We start from the raw sequence: 238 nt of genomic DNA on the forward strand, positions 1-238 counted from the left end.
GAGCACGACCAGTACGATGATGATGATCGCAATAACTGACTTACGCATCCTTATTCCCCCTGACGCTGGTAGTCGTTACGCTGCGCGTTAGCACGGCGTTGGTCCATAATGTCACCATCGTTCGAAGAAGGCGTTGTGTTCGCGCTGGCGCTGCCAGACGAGGCCGGTGGCAGACGCAGCAGGTTGTTCGCACCGCTGTTGTCTTTTGCTGCCGGTGCAGAACCGCCTTTCAGCATCT

The 238-nt window shown here is 56.7% G+C and carries 1 pseudogene; it reads right to left on the bottom strand.

The annotated features are described in order from the left end of the window. Positions 1–50 precede the first annotated feature (50 nt). Positions 51–238 (bottom strand): annotated as a pseudogene (locus RTW80_RS30735) (protease modulator HflK); the annotation flags it as partial.

The organism is Escherichia sp. AM3, from assembly GCF_032029835.1.
Classification (GTDB): Bacteria; Pseudomonadota; Gammaproteobacteria; order Enterobacterales; family Enterobacteriaceae; genus Escherichia; species Escherichia coli.